Here is a 17,453-nt window from a genome sequence, read left to right on the forward strand (position 1 = left end):
GCAACACGATCCGAGACCGCAACGCCAACGCCTGCGCCGTCTTGCGGCGCCGCGTCCACCCCTGCAACGTCCGTGTCTCAACGCCCGACAACACCAACTCAGGCAGCTTCGGGTTAGGCATGCCACACCCTACACACTGCGCGCGAATTAATGACTCAGGACACTAGCGATCGTCCTCCTCGCCGATCACCGGCGGGGAAGCGTCCCCCGGCTCGCCGAAGATCTCACCAGGATCACCGGCGACGCGGGTTTTGTTGGTGTGGTCCTGGTTTCCGCCGCCCGGCGCACCGCCTGCCATCATCGGCGGGACCATCATGCCGCCCATGCCCATGCCGCCCGCGGGACCGGCTTTGCCCGGCGCCGCGGCCGCGGCGGCCTGCTGGGCCGGCTGGGCCGGGTTCACCTCGCCGATGGCGGCGTACACAGCGGGCCCCGGCGGAGGCTGCGGCGCCGGCGCAGCGGGGGAACCGCTTGCCGGGCCGCCGCCCGCACCTCCGGCAGGGAACGCGGAACCACCAGCGCCACCAGCGGAGCCACCGGAACCGGCAGGGGCCGCGGCGGGTTGCGCGGGCTTGGGTTCCGCGGTGGGCGGGGCGGGCACGTCGATGTTCGCGGTCCAGTTCTGCGCCGGGTACGTGTGCGCCATCTTGACCTGGTCGAAGGCCTTCGAGCCGTCGATGCCGTCACACAGGCTGACGAACGCTTCCAGCACCTGCCGTACCGACTCGAAGAACTCCCGTGCGGGCCTGCGCATGGCGTCGATGTGCTGGCGGGTCCGTTCGTCGTTCATCGACTGTGCACCGGCCGCGGCCGTGTCGGCGAGGACGTTGCCCAGCTCCGTCACGATCTCGCGGATGCCGTCGGCGGTCCTGTCGAGCACCTTGGCCATCGCGTGCATCGCGTCGGACAAGTCGTTGCCCGCCAGGCCGACCGTCTGCATGTAGTCCACAAAGGAGTCCGCGGTCCGGCCCTCCCACGCCGCGTCGAGCGCGCCCAGCGGTTTGTTCAGGCTTTCCGTGACCTCGTCGGCCACTTTGGCCGCCGCACGCCAGCGCGTCGCCTCCTCGTGCATCGCGCTCCAGCGGCCGACGACCGGGGCGAAGTACTCCTCGACGATGTCCGGCACGCCGAGATCCCGGCACAGCTGCGACAGGTAGTCCAGGTACCCGCTGACGTCCTTCTCGATGTCCTTGCCGTCCGGGCCGCCGTCCGACGGTGGCGCGGGCTCGGGAACCGGTTTGCGCTTGGGCAGAGGCACCGGGTCGGGTTCGCCGGGGACGATGCCCAGCAACAGGTCCGTGGCGTCGATCCGGTTCATCGGTGCTCCGCCCGGGTGATCGTCCTGACGGTGTCCTGATCGCCGGACTTGTACTGCTCCGCCACATTCGCCAGGGTGTCCGAGGCGGCGTGCAACGTCTCGATCGCCCTGGCCAGCTGATCGCTCAGGGTGTTCGCCGCACGGGAGTACGCCTCGGCCGTCCGCACCTGCCGTCCCAGCTCACCGAAGGCCTCGGCGCCGAGCGTCCCGCCCTTCAGGGCCTTGGCCGAGCCGTCCAGCCGATCCGCACCTTTGGCCATGGTCTTGGCATAGCGGGCGACTGCGTCCGGATCGATCTTCACACCGGCCACGAGTGACCTCCCCAGCGACAACTGTTTTGCCGGGTCCGACGTCCGCCGGGACGCGCCGGTTCCGCGATCGCCGGATTTGTCCGGGTCGTTGCAGCAAGCACCCCTGCCCTTGACAGGCAGGGGTGCTTGCTGATCTTGAGTTCTCGTCGCGGCGGGTCAGGCCTAATTCGGTTGCTGCGAGGTCGGTGTCTCCACTGTGCCCGCTGACGGGTCCAATGGCACGGAGTCGAAGCTACGGTTGACATCCCGCGCGTTCAGTGAGGCCCCGTCCGGCAGCAGCCGGACGATGGAGTCCGGCGCCGGGGTCTGTTTCTCCAGGCCGAGCGCTCCCGCGGTCCGGGTGTCCGGAATCCCGTATTTCACGCCACGGTCGGAGATCAGGTAGATCGGGCCACGGTCGAAGTCCGCTTTGGACGACGAGCCCCTGACCACGGCGGCCCGGCCCGGCGGCATGAAGAAGCTGTCGATCTTCTGGCCGTCCGCGGCGGGCGTCGCGATCTTCAGCGGCCGCATCGCGGCGCCGGTCGAGTCCTTCGGCAGCGGCAGTTCGCCGCCGATGTGCAGCGCCGTGCGGCCGTCGCGCGCGTCGCCCGCGCCCTGCAGGCTCCAGCCGAGGCATGCGACCGAACTGCCCGCGGCCTGCGCCTGCAGCACGCCGGGCGGGGTTTCCGGGGACAGCTTGTCGTCGATGCGGTCCTGGACGGTCTGCGGGCCGATCCGGTCCGGCGAGATGTCCGGGATGCTGGCGCCGCTGGCCGACTTCTCGTACCGGATCAGGTCGGCGGTCGTCGACTTGATCCGTTCGATGCCGTCGCTGTGCACCACGTAGTAGTCGCGGTTGCCCGCGTTGGGCACAGCGAACACCGCGCCGGTCTGCAGACCGAGGTCGACCGACGTGCTGCCGCCGGAGAACGTCGGCGCCTTGAGCGCCGTCACCTCGGGGATGGAGTTCAGCATGCCGGTGCTGATCGCGCGCACCGCGTTCTTGTCCAGCTTGAGCGCCGACACCACCGACGGCTTGTCGAGGTCGACCTCGGCGCGCACCGCGTTGGAGTTGCGCTCGTTGACGTCACTCGGCGTGCGGTAGACCAGGTACGTCTTGTTGTTCGCCGCCTTCACCAGCAGCGACTCACCCTGCTGCAGTTCCCTGCCCAGGTCGCTGACGCCGCCGAGCACCGTGGTCTCGATGCCGGTCTGCTGCTGGGGATCGGGCAGCGAACGGTCGATCACGATCCGGTCGCACACCGCCCAGTTGTCCGAGATCCGCTGGTCGTCGGCGGGCAGCAGCTGCGGGCCGTTCGGAATCCCGGTCAGCTGGCGCTTCGGGATGTCCTTGAGGTCCTTGTCCGCGATCACGGTCGGCGGTCCCGGCGGCTGCGCGGGCGTGTCGACGTTCTCCGAACCGCCGCCGTTGTTCTGGCCCTGGTTCTGCTGGGCCAGCATCAGCAACCGGGCGGACGCCAGGTTGAACGTCGGGGTCAGCGTCTTCGGGGTGCCGGAGACCACGTACACCGTGCCGGACGGCTCGGCGATGATGATCCCGCTCTCCGGGACGGCCGGTTTGGGTGACAGTAATCCCACGATCACGAACCCGAGCACACCGACCGCGGCGAGGATGAACCCGACGGCGGTCGCACGCGTGTGCGTGCGCATCGGGTCGTGCAGCATCACTGCGTCCTTCCGGACCAGCGCGGACTGCATCCTTCGCAGCACGAAGCGATACGCCTGAACCTGAGACTTTGTCGTCGGTGTTGAGGGCATTCTCGGCCTGCAGCTCTCCCTGTCGCGGTACGGTTCCGCAGGATAGCCGTACCGAAGGCGACGGGCGGGTGGTTCCGGGCAACTGGCGCCACCCAGCTGAAGATCGAGGGGAAGAGACGGATAGGGATGTCGGTGACCACGCCTCCACGCCCTGGCATGCCACCGCCCGGGGGACGTCCGCCTGGCGGCGGCGGTCCGCCCGGGGGGCCACCGGGAGGGCCGCCACCCGGCGGCAGGCCTCCTGGTGGACGCCCACCCGGCCCGCCTGGGCCGCCGTCCGGTCCACCACCGGGCCAGCGCCCGCCTGGCGGCACGCCACCGGGTGGCACCGGCCCGGCGCAGCAGCCCGCCCCGCCCAAGGTGCCGATCTCCGCCCGCAGGCGGACGACCGGCGCGAGCCTCGGCGCGCTGCCCGTGACCAACCTCGTCGTGGTCGAACTCGGCCTGGCGATCGGCCTGATCCTGCTGGCGGTCGACACGGACCTGCTGTACGTGGCCGCCGGTGTGGTCCTGGTCGCGCTGCTGTTCGCGTTCATCCGGTGGCGCGGCCGGTGGTTCCCGCAGTGGGTGAGCTTGACCACGCGGTACACGTTCCGGTCGCACGGGCGCGTGACGAAGCCCTCAGCGCCGATCTCGATGGAGCAGGTCGCCGCCGACAGCGCCGCGACCGTCACCGGCCCTGAGGACGCGCGCGTCGCGTTACTGCGGCTGGCCGTGCCGGATCTCGTTGTGGCGCACGCACAGGATCATGAGCGCAATCCGCTCGGCCTGGCCTGGCACGACGGCACGTGGACCGCCGTGCTGCTGGTCGACCCGGCGCCGAGCCTGGTCACCCAGGTCGGGACGACGCCGAGCCTGCCGCTCAGCGCCTTGGCGCCGTGCCTGGAGGACCGCGGCGTGGTGCTCGACGCGATCCAGGTGATCTGGCACTGCTACCCGGGAAGCACGTCGCTGCCGCCCAACTCGCCAGCGCTCGCCTCGTACCTGGAGGTGCTCGGGCCGTTGCCCGCGGCCGCGCGGCGGACCACGTGGGTCGCCATCCGCCTTGACCCGAGCCGTTGTCCCGCGGCGGTTCGTGAGCGCGGCGGCGGTGTCGTCGGTGCGCATCGCGCGTTGATCGGCGCGCTTTCCCGTGTCCGCAACGCTCTTGAGTCGCGTGGCGTGCCGACGCGGCCGTTGGACCCGGACGAGTTGCTGAAGGCCGGTATCACCTCGGCCGAGCTGACCGCGGTCGCCGGCAACAACACGCGGGTGAGCCTGCAGGAGAAGTGGTCGGGTGTGACCGCGGCCGGCGTGGGGCACGCGAGTTACGCGATCACCGGCTGGCCCAACGGCAAGGTCGCCACGACCCTGAACGCCCTGACCGGTGTGCGGGCGTTGTCGTCGACGATCGCGCTGTCGCTGTCGCCTGGTGTCGAGGAGAACCAGATCGGCGTGCGTGGCCTTGTCCGCGTCAGCGCGCGGACGCCCGCCGAGCTCGACCACGCCGACGAGCGGCTCGACGCGATCTCGGACAAGCTCGGCATCACCCTGACCCCGTTGCGCGGCCTGCAAGTCGCCGGTCTCGCAGCCACGTTGCCGCTGGGAGGTGCGGTGTGAGCGGCTCCAGCCGGCTGGTGGACGCGAAGGGCCTGAACAAGGGCGTCGCGCCGGAGTTCATGGTGTCGCCGGAAATGCTCGACCACGTCAGCCCGTCCGGCGACCGCGGTGGCATGGTGCTCGGCCAGGGCATGCAGGCGGGCGAGCCGCTGATGGTCTCGGCGTTGCGCCCGGCGCCGACCAGGATCGTCCTGGTCGGCGGGCTGTACCTGGCGCTGCAGACGGCGCTGCGGGCGATGTCGGTCGGCGCGTGGGTGGTGATCGCCACCGGACGGCCGACCAAGTGGCAGGTACTCGCCAAGGCCGCGGGCACCGGCCCGGACGGCCGTCCGGTGCCGCTGGTGCAGATCCGCAGGCTCAGCCCCGTGGAACTGCCCCGGCCCACCGAGGACAGTCCGCTGCTCGTGGTGCACGACGGCGGTCCCACCCCGCAGGAACTGTTCCCGCCGAGAACGCCGTGGCAGACCACGATCTACGTTTTGCCGTATTTGCACCCCCAGGCCGGGGCGACCGCGAACGCGGCTGATCTTGTGCTTATGCAACGACTTCCGGCGGGCCAGGCGCAGCTCGCCCAGCGCATTTGGCGGCTGCCGCCGCCCATGGTCAACCAGCTGACCTCACTGCAGGATGACCAGGTCGTGGCGTTGGGCGCGAACTTGTGGCGGCCGTTGCGGTTGATCACCACTCAGCGGGAACAACAGATTCTCGGCCCCATTCGGCGCGGAGATTGACACCTTTCTGGGAAAATGTAAACCCCCGGAGTGACCTTGTGTCATCACCTGGTCACCGTTCACTCTGATGATCGTCCTTCCCACCGTGCGCGGCCGCGAGGGCACCCGGGGCCGTGCACGCCCTGCTCGAAGGAGATCTGACGATGGGTGTAATTCGGGCTGCCCGGAGAACGGGCATCGCCGGGGTCGTCACACTGGCCGCGGCGACGGTCGGGCTGGCGGCACCGGCGTCGGCGGCACAAGGCCAGATTCTGGGGCTGGACGCTCCCGACGTGGTCAAAGACTCCTATGTGGTCGTTCTGAAGAACGCACAGCAGACCGCCGAGGCGCTTGGCCAGAAGTACGGCGGCAGCGTCACGCACAAGTACAAGGCCGCGTTGACCGGCTTCGCCACGACAATGTCCGAGGCGCAGGCCCGCAGGCTGGCCGCCGACCCGGCCGTCCAGTACGTCCAGGCGAACCGGACGCTCCGAATCACCGACACCCAGCAGAACCCTCCCTCGTGGGGCCTGGACCGGATCGACCAGCGTGATCTGCCGCTGGACAACGCGTACACGTACGCCACCACGGCGTCCAATGTGAACGCGTACATCCTGGACACCGGCATTCGCTTGAGCCACCAGACATTCGGCGGTCGCGCGGTCACCGGCTTCGACGCCATCACCTCCGGCGGCACCGCGAACGACTGCCACGGCCACGGAACCCACGTCGCCGGAACCGTCGGCGGCACCCAGTACGGCGTCGCCAAGGGCGTCAAGCTGTACGCGGTGCGCGTGCTGAACTGCCAGGGTTCGGGCACCACCGCTCAGGTCGTCGCCGGCATCGACTGGGTCACCGCGAACGCCGTCAAGCCCGCGGTCGCCAACATGAGCCTGGGCGGCGGCGTCGACACCGCGCTCGACGACGCCGTGAAGCGCTCCGTCGCTGCCGGTGTCACGTACGCGATCGCGTCGGGCAACTCCAACGCCAACGCATGCAACTACTCGCCCGCTCGTGTGCCTGAGGCCATCACCGTCAACGCCACCGCGAACAACGACGCACGCGCCTCGTTCTCCAACTACGGCACCTGCACCGACATCTTCGCCCCGGGGCAGAGCATCGTGTCGTCGTGGAGCACGAGTGACACGGCCACCAACAACATCAGCGGCACCTCCATGGCGACCCCGCACGTCGCCGGCGCCGCCGCGCTCTACCTGTCGGCCAACCCCACCGCCACTCCCGCCCAGGTCAGCAGCGCCCTCGTCAGCGCCGCCAGCAGCGACAAGGTAACCAGCCCGGGCTCCGGCTCGCCGAACAAGCTGCTGTACACCGGCGCCGGTGGCACCGAGCCGCCGCCGGTCACCTGCGCGAGCAAGACCAACGACACCGACGTGCCGATCCCGGACCTGAGCACGGTGACCAGCACCATCGCGGTCTCCGAGTGCGCGGGCAAGAAGGGGTCGGCCGCCAGCAAGGTGGCCGTGGACATCACGCACACGTGGCGCGGCGACCTGAAGATCGACCTGGTGTCGCCGAACGGAACCGTCCGCACCCTGAAGGCCGCCAGTTCCGGTGACAGCGCGGACAACGTGGTCGAGACGTACGCGGTGAACCTGTCGCCGGAAGACGCCAACGGGACCTGGACGTTGCGCGTGCAGGACACCGCACGGGCGGACGTCGGCACGATCAACAAGTGGACACTGACGATCTGACGCCTGGCCGATTGGCCCGTCCGGCGTAATTACTTGCCCGCCGGACGGGCCAATTCATTCCCAGAAATCCTTTCTGGGGATACGTGACCCAGCGAAGTTACGCCACTCTCTTGCGTCATGCCGTGGTCGCGGGCAAATGTGTAGTCCGTTCCCTTCATCCCGTGCGAACGAGCCAAAAGCCGACGCACGCCCTGCAAGAAGGAGACCAGAGGATGCGAGTACTGAAGGCTGCCCGCTTCACGGGCACAGCCGGAATCGCGGTGCTGTTCGCCGCGACAATCGGACTGGCCACGCCGGCGCACGCCGCGGAAGGCACGATTCTCGACGCCAACGCGGCAGACGTGGTGCCGAACTCCTACATCGTCGCGCTGAAGAACACGCCGGAGAACGCGGCGTCGTTGACCAAGAAGTACGGCGGTGCGGTCAAGTTCACCTACCAGGCCGCGCTGAACGGGTTCGCCGCGGACATGACCGCCCAGCAGGCCCGTCGCCTCGCCGCGGACCCGGCGGTGGAGTACGTCCAGGCCGACCAGATGGTGCGCATCACCGCCACGCAGAACAACCCGCCGTCGTGGGGTCTTGACCGGATCGACCAGCGCAACCGGCCCCTGAACAACGCGTACACCTACCCGACCACGGCGTCGAACGTGAACGCGTACATCATCGACACCGGCATCCGGTTGACGCACAACGACTTCGGTGGACGCGCCCGGACCGGCTTCGACGCCATCACCTCCGGCGGCACCGCCAACGACTGCCACGGCCACGGAACCCACGTCGCCGGAACCGTCGGCGGCACCGCCTACGGTGTGGCCAAGGGCGTGCAGCTCTACGCGGTGCGCGTGCTCAGCTGCTCCGGCTCCGGCACCACCGCTCAGGTCGTCGCCGGTGTCGACTGGGTGACCGCCAACCACCGCAAGCCCGCCGTGGCCAACATGAGCCTCGGTGGCGGCGCCAACACCTCGATCGACGCCGCCGTGCGCCGCTCGATCGCCGCGGGCGTCACCTACGCGATCGCGTCCGGGAACTCCAACACCAACGCGTGCAACTCCTCACCGGCCCGCGTGACCGAGGCCATCACGGTGAACGCGTCGACGAGCTCCGACGCCCGCGCCTCGTTCTCGAACTACGGCACCTGCACGGACATCTTCGCGCCGGGCCAGAGCATCGTCTCGGCATGGGCGACCAGCAACACCGCGACCAACAACATCAGCGGCACCTCCATGGCGACCCCGCACGTCGCCGGCGCCGCCGCGCTGTACCTGTCGGCCAACACCTCCGCCACCCCGGCGGCGGTGCAGAGCGCGCTGATCCAGCGTTCCACCCCGAACGTGGTGACCAGCCCGGGTTCGGGTTCCCCGAACCGCCTGCTGTTCGTCCAGCAGTAACCCCCCGGCAAGCCGGAGACGCTCCTGACCCTGCACAGGAGCGTCTCCGGCTATCCAGCCGGGCACCAAGGACGCGTGACTGCGGCTCCGGCATGGCAGGTCGAACCCGCGAGCGGTGCCGACGAAAACAGCCGAACTGGTAACGAGTCGAGCAGTTTGACTCACTGCGCCGGTAGTCCAATCCGGCCGACCACCAAACCCAAGCCTCGCTCAAAGGTGCCGGAACAGGAATTTCACCGTGCCGGAACGTGCATCTCGGGGTGCCGGAATGGTGGACACGCGTGGGAGGTCAGGCGAGGGTGCGGACGTTGCGGGTCTCGGCGGCCCGCCTGGCGAGGTCGGCGTCGGCTGGGTAGTCCACTTTGGTCAGGATCAGGCCGTGGGCTGGGGCCACGGTCACCTCGCTGGAGCGGGCGGCGGCGGTGAGCAGCTTGGCGGGCCAGTCGACGGGACGCTTGCCTTCGCCGACGGCCAGAAGCGCGCCTACCAGGCTGCGGACCATGGAGTGGCAGAAGGCGTCCGCCGAGACCTCGGCGGCCAGCACCGAACCTGAGCGGTGCCAGGAAAGGCGTTGCAGCTCGCGAATGGTCGTCGCGCCTTCGCGGCGCTTGCAGAACGCCACGAAGTCGTGTGTTCCCAGCAAAGTCCGGGCGGCCGCGTTGATCAGCGACACGTCGAGAGGGCGTGGCCACGCCACGATGTGGTTGCGCTGCAACGGCTCCACCACCGCGTCGGACACGCGGTACGTGTAGTGCCTGCGGAGCGCGGAGAACCGGGCGTCGAAGTCGGGAGAGACCTCGGAAACGCCCAGAACCCTGATGTCACCGGGCAAGGCTCGGTTCAGGCGGTACGCCTCCGGCACGGCGGGCAGGTCCACATGGGCCACTTGGCCGGTCGCGTGCACGCCCGCGTCGGTACGGCCCGCGACGGTCAGGCGGACCTCCGGGAGGCGCAGGACCTGGGCCAAAGTGTCCTCGAGGACCCCGCACACCGTACGGCGGGCGGGTTGACGGGCCCAGCCGGAGAAGTCCGTGCCGTCGTAGGAGATGTCCAGGCGTACGCGCAGGAGCCCGCCGTCCCCGGTGGGGGCGACGGGCTCCTGGTCGAGCTGATCCGTCAGGACTCGTCCTTCTTCTCAGCCTTGTCCTCGTCGGCCTTGTCCTCGGCGCCCTCGGCGGGCTCCTCGGCGGCGTCCTTGGTCGCCGACTCCGGCGCCTCGGCGTCCTGGTCCTCGACCTTGGTCACGTCGGCGTCGGCCTCGGCCGCCGCCTCGGTGGTCTCGGTGGTCTCGGTCTTCTTGGCGTCCCTGGCGAACCGGGTGCCCCGGGCCTTCTCCGCCTCGCTGGTCGCGGTCTTCTCGTTGACCAGCTCGATGATCGCCATCTTGGCGTTGTCGCCCTTGCGCGGCAACGTCTTGACGATGCGGGTGTAGCCACCGTCCCGGTCGACGAAGAACGGGCCGATCTCGGCCAGCAACCGGTGCACGACGTCCTTGTCGCGGATCACCTTGGTGATCTCGCGACGGTGGTGCAGCGCGGCCGGGCTGGTCTTGAAGCCGCTCTCGCTGTACTTGTCCTTGCGCTCGGCCTCGGGAGTCGCCTTGGCGTACTCCTCGTTGGCCAGGTGCGCGTGCTTGGCCTTGGTGATCAGGCGCTCGGCCAGCGGACGCAGCCGCTTGGCCTTGGCCTCCGTGGTCGTGATCCGGCCGTGCGTGAACAGCGAGGTGGCCAGGTTGGCCAGCAACATCCGTTCGTGCGCCGGAGACCCGCCGAGGCGGCGACCCTTCGTGGGGGTGGGCATTTCCTAGCTCCTAGATATGTCCGCTCTTGAGCGTCCACAAGGGACTCAGAGCTGCTCCGTCTCGGCGTAGTCCTGGCCGTCGTCGTGGCTGGTGTCGACGCTGGTGTCCGCGGTGGCCCACGTGCCGTCGGCCGGGTAGTCCGAGGCCGCGGCGGTCGGGTCGAACCCGGGCGGGCTGTCCTTGAGCGCGAGGCCGAGGCTGACGAGCTTCATCTTGACCTCGTCGATCGACTTCGCACCGAAGTTGCGGATGTCCAGCAGGTCGGCCTCGCTGCGCGAAACCAGCTCACCCACGGTGTGGATGCCCTCGCGCTTGAGGCAGTTGTACGACCGGACCGTCAGGTCGAGGTCCTCGATCGGCATCGCGTAGGCGGCGATGGTGTCCGCCTCCGCGGGCGACGGGCCGATCTCGATGCCCTCGGCGTCGACGTTCAGCTCACGCGCCAGGCCGAACAGCTCGACCAGGGTCTTGCCTGCCGACGCCACCGCGTCGCGCGGCGTGATCGACGGCTTGGACTCCACGTCCAGGATCAGCTTGTCGAAGTCCGTGCGCTGCTCGACACGAGTCGCCTCGACCTTGTAGGTCACCTTGAGCACCGGCGAGTAGATCGAGTCGACCGGGATCCGGCCGATCTCGGCACCGGCCTGCTTGTTCTGCACCGCGGGCACGTAACCACGGCCCCGCTCGACGACCAGCTCGATCTCCAGCTTGCCCTTGCCGTTCAGCGTGGCGATGTGCAGATCGGGGTTGTGCACGGTGACACCGGCCGGCGGCACGATGTCTCCGGCGGTGACCTCACCAGGGCCCTGCTTGCGCAGGTACATGGTGACCGGCTCGTCCTCCTCGGACGAGACGACGAGCTCCTTGAGGTTCAGGATGATGTCGGTGACGTCTTCCTTCACCCCGGGAACGGTGGTGAACTCGTGCAGCACACCGTCGATGCGGATGCTGGTGACCGCGGCCCCCGGGATCGAGGACAGCAGGGTCCGGCGCAGCGAGTTGCCGAGCGTGTAACCGAAGCCAGGCTCCAGCGGCTCGATGACGAACCGGGACCTGGTCTCGCTCACCGGCTCTTCGGCGAGGCTGGGACGCTGAGAGATAAGCACTTTCTGGTTCCTTCCCTGAGGCACCCGCTATTTGATGCCTGGAATGGCGGCCCCGGCGCTATCCGAACGCCGGGGCGTCAACGCGTCTTACTTCGAGTAGAACTCGACGATCAGCTGCTCCTGGACGGGCACGTCGATCTGCGCCCGCTCCGGCCGCTGGTGCACGAGAATCCGCAGGTTCGACGGGACGACCTGCAGCCACGCCGGCACCGGGCGGTCGCCCATGGTCGCCTTGGCGACCTCGAACGGCAGCGTCGGCAGCGACTTCGGCTTCACGTCGATGATGTCGAACTTGGTGACCTGGTAGCTCGGCACGTTCACCTTCACGCCGTTGACCAGGAAGTGACCGTGGCTGACCAGCTGGCGCGCCTGACGACGGGTGCGCGCGAGGCCCGCGCGGTACACCACGTTGTCCAAACGCGACTCCAGCAGCTGGAGCAGGACCTCACCGGTCTTGCCCTGCTGGCGGACGGCCTCGTCGTAGTACTTGCGGAACTGACGCTCGAGCACGCCGTAGGTGAAGCGGGCCTTCTGCTTCTCCTGCAGCTGGAGCAGGTACTCGCTCTCCTTGACCCGGCCGCGGCCGTGCTGGCCGGGCGGGTAGGGGCGGCGCTCGAACGCCTTGTCGCCGCCGACGAGGTCAACCTTGAGCCGCCGCGACTTACGCGTCGCGGGTCCCGTGTAACGAGCCATGTGTTCTTACTCCTCCCCGTGCCTCAGACCCGGCGCCGCTTGGGCGGGCGGCAGCCGTTGTGGGGCTGCGGGGTCACGTCCTGGATCGTGCCGACCTCGAGGCCGGCTGCCTGCAGCGAACGGATCGCGGTCTCCCGGCCGGAGCCCGGGCCCTTGACGAACACGTCGACCTTCTTCATGCCGTGTTCGGCGGCCTTGCGGGCGGCGTTCTCCGCGGCCATCTGGGCGGCGAACGGCGTCGACTTGCGCGAGCCCTTGAAGCCGACGTGGCCGCTGGAGGCCCAGCTGATCACGTTGCCCTGCGGGTCGGTGATCGACACGATCGTGTTGTTGAACGTGCTCTTGATGTGGGCGTGCCCGTGCGAGATGTTCTTCTTTTCCTTGCGCCGCACCTTCTTGACGGCGCCAGTACGAGACTTGGGTGGCATTGCTTCGGGTTTCTCCTACTTGGAAGCGCGAGTGGGTGAAGGAGCGACAGACCCGCGCCGGATGCGAGTACCGGCGTCGAGGTACAGGTCCCGCAGCGCCTCTGGGCGGGCGTTCTGCGGAGCGACGAGGGTGGCCCGCATGGCGGACCGGCCACGCCGCGACTGCGTGACGAGCTTGAGCGTCCGACCGCAGTACTGGCTCACTTCTTTCCGGCCTTCTTCTTGCCGGCGACCGTCTTCTTCGGGCCCTTGCGGGTACGCGCGTTGGTCTTGGTCCGCTGACCGCGGACGGGCAGACCACGACGCCAGCGCAGGCCCTCGTAGCAGCCGATCTCCATCTTCCGGCGAATGTCGGCCTGGACCTCGCGGCGGAGGTCACCCTCGACCTTGAAGTTCTCCTCGATGTAGTCCCTGAGCTTCAGGATGTCCTCATCGGACAGATCCCGGACGCGCAGGTCGGGAGACAGCTCGGTCGCGTTCAGCAGCTCCTTGGAGCGGGTACGCCCGATGCCAAAGATGTAGGTCAGCGCGATCTCCAACCGCTTCTCGCGGGGGAGGTCGACGCCCATGAGTCGTGCCATTTCGGCGTTTTCTCCTTAGTCGTCTCCAGGTCTGCTCCCTGACCGCCCCGGGATGACTCGGTGAGCCCGGGCCCCGGCCTGGAGTCCGGGGGTGCGCCGGATCCGTGTGATCCGGCAGGTCATAGGAGGTCCTCTTGTGCTGTTGTCAGCCCTGGCGCTGCTTGTGACGCAAGTTCTCGCAGATCACCATGACGCGACCGTGCCGGCGGATCACCTTGCACTTGTCGCAGATCTTCTTGACGCTCGGCTGGACCTTCACGCCTCAGCTCTCCTGTTCAAGCCTGGTAAAGGTCACTACTTGTAGCGGTAGACGATGCGCCCACGGGTCAGGTCATACGGCGAAAGCTCCACGACGACCCGGTCCTCAGGCAGGATACGGATGTAGTGCTGCCGCATCTTGCCACTGATGTGCGCGAGAACCTTGTGACCGTTCTCCAGCTCAACGCGGAACATCGCGTTGGGGAGGGGTTCGACCACGCGACCCTCGACTTCGATGGCCCCGTCCTTCTTGCCCATGTCCTCCGCGTTTCGTGACGGTGACTTACTTCGTACTCGGGCACGACCAGAACCGGACACGCGAGGGTTCATCAGTTGAAAAAACCGCACGACGAGACCGGCGCTACGAACGCGCCACCAAACCAGTGTACGCACCCGGCCAGCGGACCCCAAATCGGGGGTCCTAGCTGCGGGTACGTCCCACTCCAGACCACCAGAGTACGCCGAGAACGGCCCCTGGCGGCAGCAACGGCCAGATGAACCACGGATAGGCGACATCCAGGCTGAGCAGCGAGACCATGACCCAGATCACCAGGTTGACGGCGCTGACGGACAGCCAGATGGCGGTCAGTACCTTCATGGCCGTGCGCGCTTTGTCCGGCTTGGGCGGTGCCGGTGGCGGCGGTGGAGCAGGCGGCGCGGGCAGGTCCCGGACCAGGTCGGCAAGGTCCCGGCGGGTCCTGGTCAACCAAAGGTTCGCCAGACGTTCGTCCAGCTCGTCCAGGGTCAGGCTGCCGTTGGCGTGCGCCACCCGCAACCTGGCTTCGGTGGCCTTGCGGTCCAGGTCGGTCACCCGGATCAGGTCGGGAGCGAAGTCATCGGTCACCGAATCATCGTCCTCGGGCAAGACCCGCAGGTGGATGGCGTAACCCCTACGCTTCGGGTGGGGTTGCCCCTACCCCGCCCCCGCCGTGTCCACCTTTCCAGCACCCCGTGTCCACCATTGCGGCACCCCGTGTCGCACTTTCCGGCACACCGAAATTCCCGCTGCTGATCGCGAGGAGGAATTTCATGGTGCCGGAAAGGTGGACACGATGTCAGAAAGGTGGACACACCGACTATTCGGGGGCGGTGAGAATCCAGGGGCCGTCGTCGGTGATCGCGACGCTGTGCTCCCAGTGGGCGGCGCGGGAGTCGTCGACGGTCACGACGGTCCAGCCGTCGTCGAGTTCGTCCGTGCGGTGGTCACCGAGGGACAGCATGGGCTCGACGGCGATGGCCATGCCCGCGACGAGGCGAGGGCCTTTGCCGGGCTTGCCGTAGTTCGACAGGTACGGCTCCATGTGCATCTCCGTACCGATGCCGTGGCCGCCGTAGTCGCGGATGATGCCGTACTTGACGCCGTCCGCCTTCGCTGAGCGCAGGATGGACTGCTCGATGGCGTGGGAGACGTCCGACAGACGAGCACCGACCACGAGCGCTTCGACGCCCGCGTAGAGCGCGGTACGAGTGGCGTTGGACAGCTGGACGTCCTCGGGCCGCATGGTGCCGGCGGCCACGGTCACCGCCGCGTCGCCGTGCCAGCCGTCGAGGATCGCACCGCAGTCGATCGAGATCAGGTCACCCTCGGCCAGCACCTGCCCGGCCGCCGGGATGCCGTGGACGACCTGCTCGTTCACCGACGAGCAGATCGACGCCGGGTAGTCGTGGTAGCCCTTGAAGGAAGGCACGGCACCGGCGTCCCTGATCGTCTGCTCGGCCAGTTCGTCGAGCTCGGCCGTGCTCACGCCGGGCCGCACGGCCTTGGTGAGCAGGTCCAGCGTGCGGGCGACGACGATGCCCGCGGCCCGCATCGCCTCGAGCTCGCCACGGGACTTGATCTCGATCATCGACTGGCGCCCGCGCAACATGCCGAGCAGACCACCCCTGCTCACTTGCCCAGCGCGTTGAGCACGCGGTCGGTGACCTCGTCGACCTCACCGACCGCGTCGACCGTCACCACGATGTCGCGGTAGTAGTTCAACAGCGGCTCGGTCTCCGAGCGGTAGACGTGCTGGCGGTGCCGGATGACTTCCTCGTTGTCGTCCTTGCGGCCCCGGCCGAGCAGCCGGGCGACGACCACGTCCTCGTCGATCTGGAACTCCACGACCGCGTCCAGCTTGTGCCCCGACACCGCGAGGATCTCCGCCAGCACCTCGGCCTGCGGGATGTTGCGCGGGAAGCCGTCGAGGATGAAGCCGTCCCTGGTGTCCAGCTCCGCCAGGCGCTCGCGGACCATCTGGTTGGTGACCTCGTCGGGCACCAGCTGGCCCTCATCGAGGTACGCCTGGACACTGCGGCCGAGCTCTGTTCCGTTCGCGATGTGCGCACGGAACAGGTCGCCGGTGGAGATGTGGGGCACGCCGAGCTTGTCGCTGAGCGTCCCGGCCTGCGTGCCCTTGCCCGCGCCCGGCGGGCCGACCAGAACGAGTCGTGTCACCTGAGGAACCCTTCGTAGTTACGTTGCATCAGCTGGCTCTCGATCTGCTTCACGGTGTCGAGGCCGACGCCGACCATGATCAGTACCGCGGTACCGCCGAACGGGAAGTTCTGGTTGTTCCCCGTACCTGTCACCGACAAGAAGAAGTTGGGCAGGATCGCGATGATGCCGAGGTAGATCGAGCCGGGCAGCGTGATGCGCTGCAGGACGAAGTTCAGGTATTCCGACGTGGGGCGGCCCGGGCGGATGCCGGGGATGAACCCGCCGAACTTCCGCATCTCCTCGGCACGTTCGTTCACGTTGAACGTGATGGTGATGTAGAAGTACGTGAAGAAGATGATCAACGCGAAGTAGACCAGGATGTGCACCCAGCTGTCCTGCTGGACCAGGTACTGCTGGATGAACCGCTGCCAGCCGGAGTCCTGGCTGCCACCGATCAGCCGCGAGATCAGGTCGGGCAGGTAGAGCAGCGAGGACGCGAAGATCACCGGGATGACACCGGCCTGGTTGACCTTCAGCGGCAGGTAGGTCGAGGTGCCGCCGTACATCCTGCGGCCGATCATGCGCTTGGCGTACTGGACCGGGATCCGGCGCTGGCCCTGCTCCATGAACACGACGCTGGCGATGATGGCCAGGCCGAACAAGCAGATCACGGTGAAGGTGATCGGGCCCTTGTCCCAGATGATCTTGCCCTCGTAGGGGATGCGCGCCGCGATGTTGACGAACATCAGCAGCGACATGCCGTTGCCGATACCGCGCTCGGTGATCAGCTCGCCCAGCCACATGATGACGGCCGTACCGGCGGTCATCGTGATGACGATGAGGATCAGCGTGAAGATCTTGTCGCCAGGGATGATGTCGTCCTGGCACTCACCGAACAGCTGACCGCGGTCGGCCAGCGCCACGATGCCGGTGGCCTGGAGGATCGCCAGCGCGATCGTCAGGTAGCGGGTGTACTGGGTCAGTTTGCCCTGGCCCGCCTGGCCTTCCTTCTTCAGCTGTTCGAACCGCGGGATGACCACGGTGAGCAGCTGGATGATGATGCTCGCCGTGATGTACGGCATGATGCCCAGCGCGAAAACGGACAGCTGCAGCAACGCGCCGCCGCTGAACAGGTTCAGCAGCGAGTAGATGCCGTCCTGCTGGACGTTGGCGATGCACTTCTGCACGTTCGGGTAGGACACACCCGGCGAAGGCAGCAGCGCACCCACCCGGTACAGCACAATGATCCCGAGTGTGAACAGGATCTTCTTGCGCAGATCCGGCGTCGCGAGAGCCGAGCGGAAGGCGCCTAGCACGCAAGACCTCCTCGCGTCACCGGCGTCGCGCCGGCGAACGAATGGGCCGGTG

General features: G+C 68.1%; 19 protein-coding genes. 4 read left to right on the forward strand and 15 right to left on the reverse strand.

All coding sequences use genetic code 11. The features are described 5' to 3' along the window. Window positions 1-163: 163 nt before the first annotated feature. The 3 genes from GC106_RS36630 to eccB all read right to left on the reverse strand — a co-directional run bounded on the left by GC106_RS36630 (window position 164) and on the right by eccB (window position 3,390). Window positions 164-1,318, reverse strand: a complete 1,155-nt coding sequence (locus GC106_RS36630) for a WXG100 family type VII secretion target (RefSeq protein WP_173140118.1) — start codon at window positions 1,316-1,318, stop codon at window positions 164-166. After that, entirely contained in the window at window positions 1,315-1,629 is a 315-nt protein-coding gene (locus GC106_RS36635; RefSeq protein ID WP_173140120.1) for a hypothetical protein, read from the reverse strand. Before GC106_RS36635 ends, GC106_RS36630 begins: the two co-directional genes overlap by 4 nt. Window positions 1,630-1,791: 162 nt before the next feature. Beyond that, window positions 1,792-3,390 carry a type VII secretion protein EccB gene (gene eccB / locus GC106_RS36640; RefSeq protein ID WP_173140122.1) on the reverse strand — a complete coding sequence of 533 codons (1,599 nt, stop codon included), beginning with the start codon at window positions 3,388-3,390 and terminating at the stop codon, window positions 1,792-1,794. A 414-nt stretch (window positions 3,391-3,804) separates the two neighbouring features. Between eccB and eccE the strand changes: the two genes are divergently transcribed. The 4 genes from eccE (at window position 3,805) to GC106_RS36660 (ending at window position 8,799) form a co-directional block, all read left to right on the forward strand. Continuing rightward, on the forward strand, window positions 3,805-4,989 hold the full coding sequence (gene eccE / locus GC106_RS36645) for a type VII secretion protein EccE (RefSeq protein ID WP_312873186.1): 1,185 nt from the start codon (window positions 3,805-3,807) through the stop codon (window positions 4,987-4,989). 59 nt (window positions 4,990-5,048) lie between these two features. After that, a complete protein-coding gene (locus GC106_RS36650) occupies window positions 5,049-5,720 on the forward strand; it encodes a hypothetical protein (protein ID WP_173140314.1) in 672 nt (223 codons plus the stop codon). 143 nt (window positions 5,721-5,863) lie between these two features. Further along, entirely contained in the window at window positions 5,864-7,411 is a 1,548-nt protein-coding gene (locus GC106_RS36655) for a S8 family serine peptidase (RefSeq protein ID WP_173140124.1), read from the forward strand. Window positions 7,412-7,623: 212 nt separating this feature from the next. Then, a complete protein-coding gene (locus GC106_RS36660) occupies window positions 7,624-8,799 on the forward strand; it encodes a S8 family peptidase (protein WP_173140126.1) in 1,176 nt (391 codons plus the stop codon). A gap of 289 nt (window positions 8,800-9,088) precedes the next feature. Here the strand turns inward: GC106_RS36660 and truA are convergent, their stop codons facing one another. From truA to secY, 12 genes are all read right to left on the reverse strand, one after another. After that, window positions 9,089-9,865, reverse strand: coding sequence for a tRNA pseudouridine(38-40) synthase TruA (truA, locus tag GC106_RS36665; RefSeq protein ID WP_217281430.1), 777 nt, complete (start codon window positions 9,863-9,865; stop codon window positions 9,089-9,091). Window positions 9,866-9,915: 50 nt separating this feature from the next. Continuing rightward, entirely contained in the window at window positions 9,916-10,599 is a 684-nt protein-coding gene (locus GC106_RS36670) for a bL17 family ribosomal protein (protein ID WP_173140128.1), read from the reverse strand. Window positions 10,600-10,644: 45 nt separating this feature from the next. After that, complete coding sequence (locus GC106_RS36675; protein WP_173140130.1) at window positions 10,645-11,706, reverse strand: DNA-directed RNA polymerase subunit alpha; 1,062 nt, start codon at window positions 11,704-11,706, stop codon at window positions 10,645-10,647. Between the two features lie 87 nt (window positions 11,707-11,793). After that, a complete protein-coding gene (gene rpsD / locus GC106_RS36680) occupies window positions 11,794-12,399 on the reverse strand; it encodes a 30S ribosomal protein S4 (protein WP_173140132.1) in 606 nt (201 codons plus the stop codon). Window positions 12,400-12,422: 23 nt separating this feature from the next. Next, the gene (rpsK, locus tag GC106_RS36685; protein WP_033384187.1) at window positions 12,423-12,827 is read right to left on the reverse strand and encodes a 30S ribosomal protein S11; all 405 of its coding nucleotides are present in this window, start codon (window positions 12,825-12,827) and stop codon (window positions 12,423-12,425) included. 200 nt (window positions 12,828-13,027) lie between these two features. Beyond that, window positions 13,028-13,408, reverse strand: a complete 381-nt coding sequence (rpsM, locus tag GC106_RS36690; RefSeq protein ID WP_173140134.1) for a 30S ribosomal protein S13 — start codon at window positions 13,406-13,408, stop codon at window positions 13,028-13,030. Between the two features lie 145 nt (window positions 13,409-13,553). Beyond that, entirely contained in the window at window positions 13,554-13,667 is a 114-nt protein-coding gene (rpmJ, locus tag GC106_RS36695) for a 50S ribosomal protein L36 (protein WP_010148647.1), read from the reverse strand. Window positions 13,668-13,702: 35 nt separating this feature from the next. After that, entirely contained in the window at window positions 13,703-13,924 is a 222-nt protein-coding gene (gene infA, locus GC106_RS36700; protein ID WP_033384191.1) for a translation initiation factor IF-1, read from the reverse strand. Between the two features lie 163 nt (window positions 13,925-14,087). After that, complete coding sequence (locus GC106_RS36705) at window positions 14,088-14,510, reverse strand: DUF1707 SHOCT-like domain-containing protein (protein ID WP_173140136.1); 423 nt, start codon at window positions 14,508-14,510, stop codon at window positions 14,088-14,090. Window positions 14,511-14,742: 232 nt separating this feature from the next. After that, the gene (map, locus tag GC106_RS36710; protein WP_173140318.1) at window positions 14,743-15,513 is read right to left on the reverse strand and encodes a type I methionyl aminopeptidase; all 771 of its coding nucleotides are present in this window, start codon (window positions 15,511-15,513) and stop codon (window positions 14,743-14,745) included. A gap of 41 nt (window positions 15,514-15,554) precedes the next feature. After that, a complete protein-coding gene (locus tag GC106_RS36715) occupies window positions 15,555-16,103 on the reverse strand; it encodes an adenylate kinase (protein WP_173140138.1) in 549 nt (182 codons plus the stop codon). Next, window positions 16,100-17,401, reverse strand: a complete 1,302-nt coding sequence (secY, locus tag GC106_RS36720; RefSeq protein WP_173140140.1) for a preprotein translocase subunit SecY — start codon at window positions 17,399-17,401, stop codon at window positions 16,100-16,102. The genes GC106_RS36715 and secY overlap by 4 nt, the downstream gene beginning before the upstream one ends. Window positions 17,402-17,453: the final 52 nt, after the last annotated feature.

This window comes from Kibdelosporangium persicum (assembly GCF_013280595.1).
Classification (GTDB): Bacteria; Actinomycetota; Actinomycetes; order Mycobacteriales; family Pseudonocardiaceae; genus Kibdelosporangium; species Kibdelosporangium persicum.

Coding starts and splice junctions, on each gene's coding strand:
- GC106_RS36630 (WP_173140118.1), bottom strand. CDS start 1,318: ATGAACCGGATCGACGCCACGGACCTGTTGCTGGGCATCGTCCCCGGC.
- eccB (WP_173140122.1), bottom strand. CDS start 3,390: ATGCCCTCAACACCGACGACAAAGTCTCAGGTTCAGGCGTATCGCTTC.
- GC106_RS36650 (WP_173140314.1), top strand. CDS start 5,049: ATGGTGTCGCCGGAAATGCTCGACCACGTCAGCCCGTCCGGCGACCGC.
- GC106_RS36655 (WP_173140124.1), top strand. CDS start 5,864: ATGGGTGTAATTCGGGCTGCCCGGAGAACGGGCATCGCCGGGGTCGTC.
- GC106_RS36660 (WP_173140126.1), top strand. CDS start 7,624: ATGCGAGTACTGAAGGCTGCCCGCTTCACGGGCACAGCCGGAATCGCG.
- GC106_RS36670 (WP_173140128.1), bottom strand. CDS start 10,599: ATGCCCACCCCCACGAAGGGTCGCCGCCTCGGCGGGTCTCCGGCGCAC.
- rpsD (WP_173140132.1), bottom strand. CDS start 12,399: ATGGCTCGTTACACGGGACCCGCGACGCGTAAGTCGCGGCGGCTCAAG.
- rpsK (WP_033384187.1), bottom strand. CDS start 12,827: ATGCCACCCAAGTCTCGTACTGGCGCCGTCAAGAAGGTGCGGCGCAAG.
- rpsM (WP_173140134.1), bottom strand. CDS start 13,408: ATGGCACGACTCATGGGCGTCGACCTCCCCCGCGAGAAGCGGTTGGAG.
- infA (WP_033384191.1), bottom strand. CDS start 13,924: ATGGGCAAGAAGGACGGGGCCATCGAAGTCGAGGGTCGCGTGGTCGAA.
- map (WP_173140318.1), bottom strand. CDS start 15,513: ATGATCGAGATCAAGTCCCGTGGCGAGCTCGAGGCGATGCGGGCCGCG.